Origin of the sequence: Microbacterium sp. (assembly GCF_031178525.1) — a bacterium.
Taxonomy (GTDB): Bacteria; Actinomycetota; Actinomycetes; order Actinomycetales; family Microbacteriaceae; genus Microbacterium.
Genome location: NZ_JAPSJA010000063.1, coordinates 1 through 11,901, shown reverse-complemented (window position 1 = coordinate 11,901; position 11,901 = coordinate 1). Strand labels below are relative to the sequence as shown.

The window sequence follows — 11,901 nt, the reverse complement described above, 5'->3', positions numbered from 1 at the left end:
AACGGGCTCACCGGTGACTGGCTGGTGTCGCGCCAGCGGTTCTTCGGCGTCCCGATCCCCGTCTGGTACACGCTCGACGAGAACGGCGAGCAGGGAGAGGTGCTGTACGCGACACCCGAGCAGCTCCCCGTGGACCCGTCGACGGACGCTCCCGCCGGGTACTCGGAGGATCGGCGCGGCGTGCCGGGCGGGTTCGTCGGCGAGACCGACGTGCTCGACACCTGGGCGACCTCGTCGCTGACGCCGCAGATCGTGGGCGGCTGGCAGCGCGACGAGGAGCTGTGGAACCTCGTCGCGCCGTTCGACGTCCGCCCCCAGGGCCAGGACATCATCCGCACGTGGCTGTTCTCGACGCTGCTGCGCAGTGCGCTCGAGGACGACCGGACCCCCTGGGCGAACGCGTCGATCTCCGGCTTCATCGTGGATCCCGACCGCAAGAAGATGTCGAAGTCGAAGGGCAACGTCGTCACGCCCGCGGACGTCCTCGCGCAGCACGGATCGGATGCGGTGCGCTACTGGGCCGCGTCCAGCCGGCTCGGCACCGACGCCGCGTTCGATCCGCAGAACCCGACGCAGATCAAGATCGGGCGCCGTCTCGCGATCAAGCTCCTGAACGCCGCGAAGTTCGTGCTCGGCTTCCCCGTCCCCGAGGGGGCTGCGATCACCGAGCCGCTCGACCTGTCGATGCTCGCGACGCTCGACCGCGTGGTGACGGACGCCTCCGCGGCGCTCGACGCGTTCGACCACGCCCGCGCGCTCGAGCTGACGGAGTCCTTCTTCTGGACGTTCTGCGACGACTACCTCGAGCTCGTCAAGGAGCGCGCATACGACGAGGCGAACCCGGGCCAGGCCTCCGCCGCGCTCGCGCTGCGCACGGCGCTCGAGACGCTCATCCGGCTGTTCGCTCCCGTGCTCGCGTTCGCCGCCGAGGAGACCTGGTCGTGGTTCCGGGAGGGATCGGTGCACACCGCCCCATGGCCGGCAGCGTCCGGCATCGCGGGCGATGCGGCGGTGCTCGCCGCCGCGAGCGAGGCACTGATCGGCATCCGCCGCGCGAAGACCGAGGCGAAGGCGTCGCAGAAGACCCCGGTGGCCCACGCCTCGATCACCGCACCCGCGGCGACCGCCGCGGCGCTCCGTCTGGTGGACGGGGACCTGAAGGCGGTGGGCAGGATCCACGACCTGGAGATCAGCGACGGCGAGGAGTTCGCGGTCACGCGGATCGACCTCGCGGAGACGGAGGCATGATGCAGCTCGGAACCCGTTGGACCGCAGGATCGCAGCCGCCGGCGTCGGTACCGGCGGAACTGCACGAGACCATCGCGCAGGTCGAGGCGCACCTTCCGGAAGGCCCCAAGCCCGGGTGGACGCTGACCTGGCTCGAGGGTCGGCCGATCGCGGAGCTGGACACGGGCGTCACGGTGACGCTCGACGCCGACGGGCTGGCGGTCGTCGGCCACATCGACGGCATGGACGACGAGGAGCGCTGAGTCGCCCGCGGCGAAGGGCTGGAGGGTCTTCCCTCCGGCCCTTCGTCGTCACCGTCGCGGCACGTCGAGGGCCATGGCGCGCATGGCAGCCAGCCGACTGGCTGCGAGCAGTCGCTCCCGCTCGAGATCCGCGAGCAGGCGCGCGTCGCGTCGCATCGCTCGACGATGGACATACGCCGCGACGGCATCGGCCGCGCGCAGCGCGAGCCGCTCGCTCGTCGTGATGCGCAGCGACGGGATCGCCGTGGTCGGCGGGTGAAGCGTGACCGCGGTCATGAGGCACCTCCGAGGGGTTTGAGCGGGAAGAGGTCGATGTTGACGTTGACCGCGCGCAAAGCATCGCCCTCCTGATCGCTGTGCGCCTCCACGTAGTCGCTGAGCACGGTCCGCAGGCGTTCGCCGAGTTCCGCCATCTGCGCGGCCGTCAGGCGGGCGGAGGATGTCATGGAGAGACTGGCGTTGCGCCATTCCCTGGGTTCATCGTCGGCAAGCCGAGTGAAGTACTCGAAAGCGGTCTGGGATCGCGCGCGGTGGTACTCCCCCACGGCCACCTGCAGAACGGCCCTGCCGGCCGGCGAATCACGCACCGACTCGTCGCCGAACGAGATGCCTCCGCGTGGCCGCTCCCACCACCGCTCTCGGCCGCCGCGGCCCTCGACCTCGCGCACGAGCTCGTGGCGCGCGAGCATCCTCAGGTGATAGCTCGTCGATCCCGACGACTCCCCCGTGAGCGTTGCGAGCCTGCTCGCCGTCTGCGGACCGTGCGCAGCGAGAAGATCCAGGATCTTGATGCGAAGAGGATGCGCGACAGCGCGAAGCGCGGCGGTGTCGAGGACCCGGGGGCCCCGCTCGTCGGAAGGCTGTTCGTCGCTCATGGCGACGACGATACGCTTGCAAAGGTTCGTTTGCAAGGATTCCTTTGCAAACGTTTCCTTGCCTGCGATTAGGGTGGATGGCATGACCGACGTCCCCGCGTTCAACCCACTGCTCGCCCCGTCGCCCCTTCCCTACGGCGTGCCCGACTACGCGGCGATCGAACCCGAGCACTACCTGCCGGCGTTCGCGGAGGCGTTCGCGGCGCACCGCGAGGAGATCGAGGCCATCGCATCGCAGCCGGAGCCCCCGACGTTCGACAACACGATGCTCGCGCTCGAACGATCCGGAGCCCAGCTCGAGCGCGTGGTCCTCGCGTTCTTCACGGTCAGCTCCGCCGACGCGACGCCCGCGATCCAGGCGATCGACGAGCAGCTCGCTCCGCTGATGTCCGCGCACACCGACGCGATCCAGCTCGACGGACGCCTGTACGCGCGGGTGAGCACGCTGCACGAGCGCCTCGACGATCTGGCGCTCGACGCGGAGAGCCGCCGCCTCGTCGAGCGGCACTTCCGCGAGATGACGCACGCGGGCGCCGCACTCGACGACTCCGCAAAGGTCCGGCTGACGGAGCTCAACCGGCGTCTGTCGGAGCTGACGACCCTGTTCGAGAAGAACCTGCTCGCCGACACCAATGCGCTCGCCGTCGTGTTCGACGATGCTGCCGAGCTCGACGGCCTGACCGAGGGCGAGCTCTCCGCCGCGGCCGAAGCCGCGAAGGAGCGCGGGCTCGACGGTCGCTGGCTCATCACGCTGACGCTGTTCTCCGGTCATCCGTACCTCTCACAGCTGCGCAGCCGCGCCTCGCGCGAGCGCATCATGACGGCCTCTCGCGGGCGGGCCTCCCGCGGCGACGAGCACGACAACGGCGACGTGCTGCGCGAGATCGCGCGTCTGCGCGCGGAACGGGCCGAGCTGCTCGGCTACCCGTCGCACGCGGCGTACGTCACGGCCGACCAGACGGCTGCCACGCCGGAGGCGGTTCACGCCCTGCTGCGCGAGCTCGCCGCGCCGGCCGCTCGGAACGCGCGGGCCGAGAAGGCCGCACTGCAGAGGCTGATCGACGAGACCGAGCCCGAGCCGTACGCGCTCGCGGCGCACGACTGGGCGTACTGGACCGAGAAGGTGCGCACCGCCGAGTACGAGATCGACACGGCTGCCCTGCGTCCGTGGTTCGAGGCCGAGCGGGTGTTGCGCGACGGCGTCTTCCGCGCCGCCACGCTGCTCTACGGCATCACGTTCCGCGAGCGCGCCGACATCCCCTCGTATCACCCCGACGCCCGCACGTTCGAGGTTCTCGACGAGGACGGATCCGCGCTCGGCCTGTACGTGCTCGACCTCTACACGCGCAACACCAAGCGCGGCGGCGCCTGGATGAACTCGATCGTGAAGCAGTCCGCGCTGCGAGGCACGCGTCCGGTCGTCGTGAACAACCTCAACGTCCCCAAGCCGGCGCACGGCGATCCGACGCTGCTGACGCTGGATCAGGTCACGACGCTGTTCCATGAGTTCGGTCACGCGCTGCACGGCCTGTTCGCCACCGTGACGTATCCGCATTTCGCCGCCACCGCGGTGCACCGCGACTTCGTGGAGTTCCCCAGTCAGGTCAACGAGATGTGGATCCTGTGGCCGGAGGTGCTCGCCGAGTATGCCGTCCACCACGAGACCGGCGAGCCGCTTCCCGCCGACGTGGTCGAGCGCCTGCGCGCCACCGAGACGTTCAATCAGGGCTTCGCGACGAGCGAGTATCTGGCCGCGGCCTGGCTCGACCAGGCCTGGCACTCGCTGTCGCGCGACGAGGCGGAGGCCGTCGCGGATGTCGCCGCGTTCGAGGCGGCCGCTCTGGCGGACATCGGCCTGGATGATCCGGCACTGCCCCCGCGTTATTCATCGACCTACTTCGCGCACGTCTTCTCCGGCGGCTACAGCGCCGGGTACTACTCGTACATCTGGGCCGAGGTGCTCGACGCCGACACCGTGGAGTGGTTCCGTGCGAACGGCGGCCTCACCCGCGCCAATGGAGACCGCTTCCGCGAGAGCCTGCTGGGTGTCGGCGGCTCGAGGGATCCTCTCGAGGCGTACCGCGACTTCCGTGGTCGCGACGCCGAGATCACGCCGCTGCTGAAGCGACGCGGTTTGGACGCCTGAGGCCTGTCGAGGACGCCCCGCCCAGGTCTACGCTTCGCGCAGAGACAGGAGGCGGGAGGCCGACATGTACCTGAAGACGGTGTCCGACGGCGAGGCGACGGGAGAGATCGCGGAGGCGTACGCGCGAGAACGCGCCGACATGGGCATGGTCATGAACGCGACGCGTGCCCTGTCCGCGCGCCCCGACATGCTCGTACCCGTGGACCGACTGCTCAACCAGCTGCGCGACGGCTTCTCGCTGGGGCTCGCGGCGTTCCGGATGATCACGCTCGTCGTCGCGAAGCATGTGCCCTCGAGCTACTGCAGTCACGTCTACTTCCGCGGTGTCACGCGATTCGTGGGGCGCGAGCAGGCCCTTGCCATCCAGACGGATCACCGCAGTGCAGGGCTCAGCGAACGGGACGTGGCGATGCTCGACTACGCGGAGCAGATCGCGATCGACGCGTCGCGCATCCGGGCGGCGGACATCGATCGCCTCCGTGCGGTGGGATTCACCGACCTGAACATCGCCGACATCGCGTACGCGGCGTCCTTCCGCTGCTTCCTCAGCCGCTACTTCGATGCGGTCGGCGCGACCGCCGAACTCCCGTTCCTGGACGAGGACCCCGCCGTGCGCGAGCGGCTCGCCGTCGGCAAGCCCTGACCATCAGGCGAGCGACGCCGCGAAGGTGCGCACGCGCTCGGCCATCGCCTCCGGCACCTCGGCGATCGTGAAATGACCGCCACGATCGAGGCGCTCGAACGTGCGCAGGTCGCGATAGAAGGAGCGCGCGAGGGTTTCGGGGTAGTCGTGCTCGTGCCGCTGGATGTACACGGCGGCGGGCACCGACACCGGGGGCGTCGGCCCGGGCGTATCGGCGCCCTCGTAGTACGGGCGGAACGATGTGCCGATGCTCTGCGTGACCCAGTAGATCATCGCCTCCGTCAGGATGCGCTCGCGCGAGATCACCGCCTCGAGGGCAGATGGATCGTCGCCGGACGTGTCGGACCACTCGGCCAGCTTCTCGGCGATCCACGCCAGCAGCCCCGCGGGCGAGTCGTTGAGCGCGGCGGCAAGTGTGTCGGGCCGCGCCCACTGCACGTGCCCGTACGACCCGTTCGGTCCGTGCTCGGCGTCGAGGCGCGCGAAGAACGCGCGCACATCCGGGTCATCCGAGACCTCGCGTTCCTGCGGGGTGCCGAAGTGGGCATGTGTCGCGACGATCCCCGTCACCACGTCCGGGTGGGTCGCCGCGATCAGGTCGCTCACGTTGGCCGAGACGTCCTCGCCGTACGTCAGGTACGCGCGGTAGCCGAGCACGTCCGTCATGAGCCGGTGCATCGTGTCGGCGAAGCGCGTCTCATCCGCCGGCCCGTCGGCGTACGCCGCCGAGAACGCGAATCCAGGCAGGCTCGCCACCACGACATGGAGGTCCGGGAGCCGTGCCGCGAAATCGAGCTGCAGCGCGAACGTGTGCGGCCATCCGTGCATGACGAGCAGGGCCGGCGCGTCGGCCCGCTGCGCCCGCAGGTGCGCGAAGTGGATCGTCGTGCCCTCCACGTCCGCGAGGAACTGCGGGAAGGAGGCGAGCCACCGCTCACGAGCCCGCCAATCCCAATCGATCCAGGTGTCGACGAGATCCCGCAGCCACGCCGTCGTCATGCCGGACGGCATGCGACGCGGCGAGTCGGGCAGCAGCCGGGCGCGGATCAGCCGCTGGCGCAGATCGGCGAGCTGCTCGTCGGGAACGTGCAGGCGGAACGGCCGGATGACGCTCATGTCGCGGACGCTACCGCCGACCACCGACACGGGCGGTCGCACGTGGCGAGGACGTCTAGGCCGACTTCTTCTTCCGGGCGAAGACCAGGGTGGGCTCGGCGCCCTCGGCCACGGCGGCGCGCGTCACCACGACCTTCGCGACGTCCTCCGTCGAGGGGATGTCGAACATGATGGGGCCGAGCACATCCTCCAGGATCGCGCGCAGACCGCGCGCGCCCGTCTTGCGCTCCACCGCCAGGTCGGCGATCTCTCGGAGCGCCTCCTCCTCGAACTCCAGCTGCACACCGTCCAGCTCGAACATCCGCTGGTACTGCTTCACCAGCGCGTTGCGCGGCACGGTGAGGATCTCCATCAGCGCGTCCTGATCCAGCGGCTGGACGGAGGCGACGATGGGAAGGCGGCCGATGAACTCGGGGATCAGGCCGAACTTGTGCAGATCCTCCGGCAGCACCTCGCTGAACAGCGCGCTGTCGTCGTTCTTGTCGTGCAGCGGTGCGCCGAAGCCGACGCCATGCTTTCCCACGCGGGCGGAGATGATGTCCTCCAGGCCTGCGAAGGCACCGGCCACGATGAACAGCACGTTCGTCGTGTCGATCTGGATGAACTCCTGGTGCGGGTGCTTGCGGCCGCCCTGCGGCGGCACGGACGCGACCGTGCCCTCGAGGATCTTGAGCAGCGCCTGCTGGACTCCCTCGCCCGACACATCGCGCGTGATCGACGGGTTCTCGGCCTTGCGGGCGATCTTGTCGACCTCGTCGATGTAGATGATGCCGGTCTCGGCGCGCTTGACGTCGAAGTCGGCGGCCTGCAGCAGCTTGAGCAGGATGTTCTCGACGTCCTCGCCGACGTAACCGGCCTCGGTCAGCGCGGTGGCATCCGCGACCGCGAAGGGCACGTTGAGGCGCTTCGCGAGCGTCTGCGCGAGATAGGTCTTGCCGCAACCCGTCGGCCCGAGCATCAGGATGTTGCTCTTGGCGACCTCGACGTCCTCGGCCTTCTGGTCGGCCGGCTTGAGCTCGCCGTGCGAGCGCACGCGCTTGTAGTGGTTGTAGACCGCGACGGCCAGAGCGCGCTTGGCGGCCTCCTGACCCACGACATACTCCTCGAGGAACGAGAAGATCTCGCGCGGCTTCGGCAGATCGAACTCGGCGACCTCGCCGGAGCCGGCCGATTCGGCCATGCGCTCCTCGATGATCTCGTTGCACAGCTCGACGCATTCGTCGCAGATGTACACGCCGGGACCGGCGATCAGCTGCTGCACCTGCTTCTGGCTCTTGCCACAGAAGGAGCACTTGAAGAGATCGGCGCTCTCACCGATGCGTGCCATGCGTGTCCTCCTCGGACCTTTCCGTTCGAGTCCTCATGAGCCTAACCGCTGCCGACGACACCGGGACGGCACCGGGCCTCGTTTCGCGTGTCGGTCCGGTCTCGTTCGGGCTCAGGACGGCCCCCGCCGCCGCGCCGCGATCTCCGTCAACAGGATCGCCTCGGTGTCCGGCCCCGCCTTGATGCCGCCCGGCAGCCGGAACGCGAACAGGGCGCCGACGAGCATCCAGAGCCCGAAGATCAGATAGGACTGCCATGCGAGCGTGATGCTGATCGGCGTGAGACCCGGGATGTAGAGCAGGAACAGGATGACGCACAGCACGAGGGCGGCGACGCCGACCGCCATGCCGGTCGCGCTGCCCCGCCCGACGCGGAACGGGCGCGCCATGCCGGGGTCCTTGATCCGCAGCAGACAGAACGACAGCGCGACGAGCGCGTAGGCCAGCACGATCATGGGGGAGCCGCCGTCGACCGCCCAGCCGAGCATGGCGGTGCCGCAGAACGGCGCCGCGACCGACAGCGCGCCGATGAACAGGATCGCGTTCGACGGCGTCCTGTAGCGCGGGTGGATCCGTCCGAACCACGCGGGGATCATGCCCGACACCGACATGGCCCACAGCAGGCGTGACGCGCCGAGCAGGAACCCGATCCACGACGTGAGGATGCCGGCGAGTCCGCCGGCGATCACGACACGGCCCCAGAAGTCGGCGCCGAGCATGGCGGCGAGGGCGTCGGCGGTGACGAGATCGAACTCGACGAGATCGCCCGCCGGCAGCGCGAGCGACGTGACGTAGATGACCACGAGGTAGAACACGACGGCCATCACGACCGACGTGATCAGCAGACGGCCGATCCTCTTCGGCGGCACCGCGATCTCCTCCGCCGCCTGCGGGATCACGTCGAACCCGACGAACAGGAAGGGCACGGCACCGAGCACGACGGCGAAGCCGGCGAACCCGCCCGCGAAATGCGGCTCTGTGTTCGCCACGTCGCCGCCCACCGCGCCGCCGAGCACCAGCACGAGCGCCACGAGCAGCAGGAAGGACACGACGAAGGTCTGCACGAGCGACGTGAGCTTGACGCCGCGGTAGTTGATCCAAGTCACGACGACCGCAGCGACGACGCCGACGAGCGCCCACACCAGCCCGACCTCGAACCCGGCCACGGAGTACAGCGGAAGCAGCGATCCGAGCCCCGGGAACAGGTAGTCGAACGTGCGCGGGGTCGCGACCGCCTCGAACAGGATCACGGTGATGTACCCGCCTGTGATCGCCCATGATCCGATGAGCGACCAGCGCGGCCCCATCCCGCGCATGAGGTAGTTGTGCTCACCGCCCGCGCGCGGCATGGCGGACACGAGCTCGGAGTACACGAGGCCGACGAGCATCATGATGCCGCCTCCGACGGCGAACGCGAGCATCGCTCCCCACGTGCCGGCGTCCGCGAGCCAGCCGCCGGTGAGCGTGATCCACCCGAACCCGATCATCGCCCCGAAGCCCACGAACAGGGCGTCGATCGATCCCATCGCCTTCTCGAAGACCCCGTCGCGGTGTCCCGTCGTCGCGCGCTCCGTCATGCCGCCGCCTCCCAGACGTGGCCCGGGCATCGTCGCCGGGGCCGTGGTCAGGGAATACTACCGACGACATGACGAGACGCCCCGGACCGCGCGCGGCGGTTCCGGGGCGTCTCGGTCGCGATTACTTGGCGATCGCGGGCTGGCGCTTGCGCGTCGTGAGCACCTGGTCGACGAGGCCGTACTCGACGGCCTCCCGTCCGCTCAGGATCTTGTCGCGGTCGATGTCCTTGTTCACCTGCTCGACCGAGCGGTTCGAGTGCTTCGCGAGCGTCTCCTCCAGCCACGTCCGCATGCGCAGGATCTCGGCCGCCTGGATCTCGATGTCCGAGGCCTGACCGTGACCCGCCTCGCCGACGGCGGGCTGGTGGATCAGCACGCGTGCGTTCGGGAGGGCGAGTCGCTTGCCCGGCGCGCCGGCGGCCAGCAGCACAGCGGCGGCGGACGCCGCCTGACCCAGCACCACGGTCTGGATCTGGGGCGAGATGTACTGCATCGTGTCGTAGATCGCGGTCATCGCCGTGAACGATCCACCCGGCGAGTTGATGTACATGATGATGTCGCGGTCAGGGTCCTGGCTCTCGAGCACCAGCAGCTGCGCCATCACGTCGTCGGCCGAGGCGTCGTCGACCTGCACGCCGAGGAAGATCACGCGGTCCTCGAACAGCTTGTTGTACGGGTCCTGGCGCTTGTAGCCGTAGGCCGTGCGCTCCTCGAACTGGGGCAGGATGTAGCGGCTGCTCGGCAGCTGCAGTCCCTGAGGCGACGTCTGGCCGGTGTAGGGGGTGTGCATCGTGTGTACGTCCTTCTCTGTGCTCAGATACCCGGCGGTCAGTTGGCGTCGCGGTCGGTGCCGCCCGCGCCCGTCACGTCCACGGCGTGCTCGCGGATGTGGTCGACGAAGCCGTACTCGAGGGCCTCGTCCGCCGAGAACCAGCGATCGCGGTCGCCGTCCTCGTTGATCTGCTCGACCGACTTGCCGGTCTGCGCCGCGGTGATCTCGGCGAGACGGCGCTTCATGTCGAGGATCAGCTGCGCCTGGGTCTGGATGTCGCTCGCGGTGCCGCCGAAGCCGCCGTGCGGCTGGTGCAGCAGGACTCGCGCGTTCGGGGTGATGTAGCGCTTGCCCTTCGTGCCGCTGGTCAGCAGCAGCTGGCCCATCGACGCGGCCATGCCGATGCCGACCGTGACGATGTCGTTGGGCACGAACTGCATCGTGTCGTAGATCGCCATGCCGGCCGTGATGGATCCGCCGGGCGAGTTGATGTACAGATAGATGTCCTTCTGCGAGTCCTCGGCGGCGAGCAGCAGGATCTTGGCGCAGATCTCGTTGGCGTTGTCGTCGCGCACCTCCGAGCCAAGCCAGATGATGCGGTCCTTCAGCAGCCGGTCGAAGACACTCTGTGCCATCAGCGGTTCGGGCATTCTCACTCCATTCGGTGCGGCGTCGATATGACCCTACCGGCGGGGTATCCGGCCCTCGCGCGTGTTCGCCGTGGGCATACGGTGACCCTCGCCTACCCGTCGGCGGGGCACGGGGCAAGCCCTTTTCTCCACGCCGCCTCCCGGGTTAGCGTCGCCGCAAGAGCTGTCCCGGCTCACACATGAGAACGGCAGGTGAACATGGAGACGTGGCCAGGACGGGCCTATCCGCTCGGCGCGACATACGACGGCGACGGCACGAATTTCGCGCTGTTCAGCGAGATCGCCGAGAAGGTCGAATTGTGTCTGTTCGACGACGCGGGCACCGAGACGAGAGTGCGCCTCACCGAGGTCGACGCGAACGTCTGGCATGCGTACCTGCCGGACGTCGGTCCCGGGCAGGAGTACGGATACCGCGTGCACGGACCGTTCGACCCCGCCGCGGGTCACCGCTGCGACCCCAGCAAGCTCCTCGTCGACCCGTACGCCAAGGCGCTGTCCGGCTCGATCGACTGGGACCCGTCGCTGTTCGACCACGACTTCAACGACCCCGAGGTGCGCAACGAGGACGACTCCGCCGCGCACAACATGCGCTCAGTCGTGATCAATCCCTACTTCGACTGGCGCGGCGACCGCCGCCCCGGCATCCCCTACAGCCGCACGCTGATCTATGAGGCGCACGTGAAGGGCCTGACGCAGTTGCACCCCGAGATCCCGGAGGCCCAGCGCGGCACCTACGCCGGCGTCGCGCACCCCGCGGTCATCTCGCACCTGAAGCGACTGGGGGTCACGGCGATCGAGCTCATGCCCGTGCACCAGTTCGTGCAGGACTCGGTCCTGCTCGAGAAGGGCCTGCGCAACTACTGGGGTTACAACACGCTCGGCTTCCTCGCGCCGCACAACGAGTACTCCTCGAGCGGCGACCGCGGCGAGCAGGTGCAGGAGTTCAAGGCGATGGTGCGGGCGATGCATGCCGCCGGCATCGAGGTCATCCTGGACGTTGTCTACAACCACACCGCGGAGGGCAACCACCTCGGCCCGACGCTGTCGTTCAAGGGCATCGACAACGAGGCGTACTACCGGCTCGTCGAGGACGACCCGCAGTACTACATGGACTACACCGGCACGGGCAACACCCTGAACGTGCGCCATCCGCACTCGCTGCAGCTGATCATGGACTCGCTGCGCTACTGGGTGACGGAGATGCACGTCGACGGCTTCCGCTTCGATCTCGCAGCCGCGCTCGCTCGCGAGTTCTACGACGTCGACCGGCTCTCGACCTTCTTCGAGCTCGTGCAGCAGGATCCGGT

12 protein-coding genes are annotated in these 11,901 nt (G+C 68.8%); 5 read left to right on the top strand and 7 right to left on the bottom strand.

Annotated elements, in window-relative coordinates; all coding sequences use genetic code 11:
* Nucleotides 1-1,248: class I tRNA ligase family protein (locus RIF89_RS06180; RefSeq protein ID WP_309068258.1), on the top strand; the 1,248-nt coding region annotated here is incomplete at its 5' end.
* Nucleotides 1,248-1,490, top strand: a complete 243-nt coding sequence (locus RIF89_RS06175) for a hypothetical protein (RefSeq protein WP_309068260.1) — start codon at nucleotides 1,248-1,250, stop codon at nucleotides 1,488-1,490. The genes RIF89_RS06180 and RIF89_RS06175, both read left to right, overlap by 1 nt.
* A 48-nt stretch (nucleotides 1,491-1,538) precedes the next feature.
* On the opposite strand, the gene RIF89_RS06170 is transcribed toward RIF89_RS06175, so the two are convergent.
* Nucleotides 1,539-1,766: a hypothetical protein gene (locus RIF89_RS06170; protein ID WP_309068257.1), complete on the bottom strand. Its 228-nt coding sequence runs from the start codon at nucleotides 1,764-1,766 to the stop codon at nucleotides 1,539-1,541.
* The gene (locus RIF89_RS06165) at nucleotides 1,763-2,449 is read right to left on the bottom strand and encodes a helix-turn-helix domain-containing protein (protein WP_309068256.1); all 687 of its coding nucleotides are present in this window, start codon (nucleotides 2,447-2,449) and stop codon (nucleotides 1,763-1,765) included. The genes RIF89_RS06170 and RIF89_RS06165 overlap by 4 nt, the downstream gene beginning before the upstream one ends.
* Between RIF89_RS06165 and RIF89_RS06160 the strand changes: the two genes are divergently transcribed.
* Together RIF89_RS06160 and RIF89_RS06155 are read left to right on the top strand one after the other, a co-directional pair.
* Entirely contained in the window at nucleotides 2,448-4,511 is a 2,064-nt protein-coding gene (locus RIF89_RS06160) for a M3 family metallopeptidase (RefSeq protein WP_309068255.1), read from the top strand. The two genes, RIF89_RS06165 and RIF89_RS06160, sit on opposite strands and share 2 nt — an antisense overlap.
* A gap of 64 nt (nucleotides 4,512-4,575) precedes the next feature.
* Nucleotides 4,576-5,154 (top strand): hypothetical protein, encoded by a 579-nt coding sequence (locus RIF89_RS06155; RefSeq protein ID WP_309068254.1) that lies wholly within the window; start codon nucleotides 4,576-4,578, stop codon nucleotides 5,152-5,154.
* A 3-nt stretch (nucleotides 5,155-5,157) separates the two neighbouring features.
* Here RIF89_RS06155 and RIF89_RS06150 read toward each other — a convergent pair whose 3' ends face one another.
* The 5 genes from RIF89_RS06150 to RIF89_RS06130 form a co-directional block, all read right to left on the bottom strand.
* Complete coding sequence (locus RIF89_RS06150) at nucleotides 5,158-6,270, bottom strand: epoxide hydrolase (protein WP_309068253.1); 1,113 nt, start codon at nucleotides 6,268-6,270, stop codon at nucleotides 5,158-5,160.
* 55 nt (nucleotides 6,271-6,325) lie between these two features.
* Nucleotides 6,326-7,597: an ATP-dependent Clp protease ATP-binding subunit ClpX gene (gene clpX / locus RIF89_RS06145; RefSeq protein WP_309068252.1), complete on the bottom strand. Its 1,272-nt coding sequence runs from the start codon at nucleotides 7,595-7,597 to the stop codon at nucleotides 6,326-6,328.
* A gap of 111 nt (nucleotides 7,598-7,708) precedes the next feature.
* Entirely contained in the window at nucleotides 7,709-9,172 is a 1,464-nt protein-coding gene (locus tag RIF89_RS06140; protein WP_309068251.1) for an APC family permease, read from the bottom strand.
* Nucleotides 9,173-9,293: 121 nt separating this feature from the next.
* Complete coding sequence (locus RIF89_RS06135; protein ID WP_309068250.1) at nucleotides 9,294-9,962, bottom strand: ATP-dependent Clp protease proteolytic subunit; 669 nt, start codon at nucleotides 9,960-9,962, stop codon at nucleotides 9,294-9,296.
* Between the two features lie 38 nt (nucleotides 9,963-10,000).
* On the bottom strand, nucleotides 10,001-10,594 hold the full coding sequence (locus RIF89_RS06130) for an ATP-dependent Clp protease proteolytic subunit (protein ID WP_309068249.1): 594 nt from the start codon (nucleotides 10,592-10,594) through the stop codon (nucleotides 10,001-10,003).
* Nucleotides 10,595-10,792: 198 nt separating this feature from the next.
* Here RIF89_RS06130 and RIF89_RS06125 point away from each other — a divergent pair.
* Nucleotides 10,793-11,901, top strand: a 1,109-nt coding sequence (locus RIF89_RS06125) for an alpha-amylase family glycosyl hydrolase (RefSeq protein WP_309068259.1), incomplete at its 3' end; no start/stop codon positions are given.

Coding starts and splice junctions, on each gene's coding strand:
- RIF89_RS06175 (WP_309068260.1), top strand. CDS start 1,248: ATGCAGCTCGGAACCCGTTGGACCGCAGGATCGCAGCCGCCGGCGTCG.
- RIF89_RS06170 (WP_309068257.1), bottom strand. CDS start 1,766: ATGACCGCGGTCACGCTTCACCCGCCGACCACGGCGATCCCGTCGCTG.
- RIF89_RS06160 (WP_309068255.1), top strand. CDS start 2,448: ATGACCGACGTCCCCGCGTTCAACCCACTGCTCGCCCCGTCGCCCCTT.
- RIF89_RS06165 (WP_309068256.1), bottom strand. CDS start 2,449: ATGCCATCCACCCTAATCGCAGGCAAGGAAACGTTTGCAAAGGAATCC.
- RIF89_RS06155 (WP_309068254.1), top strand. CDS start 4,576: ATGTACCTGAAGACGGTGTCCGACGGCGAGGCGACGGGAGAGATCGCG.
- RIF89_RS06150 (WP_309068253.1), bottom strand. CDS start 6,270: ATGAGCGTCATCCGGCCGTTCCGCCTGCACGTTCCCGACGAGCAGCTC.
- clpX (WP_309068252.1), bottom strand. CDS start 7,597: ATGGCACGCATCGGTGAGAGCGCCGATCTCTTCAAGTGCTCCTTCTGT.
- RIF89_RS06140 (WP_309068251.1), bottom strand. CDS start 9,172: ATGACGGAGCGCGCGACGACGGGACACCGCGACGGGGTCTTCGAGAAG.
- RIF89_RS06135 (WP_309068250.1), bottom strand. CDS start 9,962: ATGCACACCCCCTACACCGGCCAGACGTCGCCTCAGGGACTGCAGCTG.
- RIF89_RS06130 (WP_309068249.1), bottom strand. CDS start 10,594: ATGCCCGAACCGCTGATGGCACAGAGTGTCTTCGACCGGCTGCTGAAG.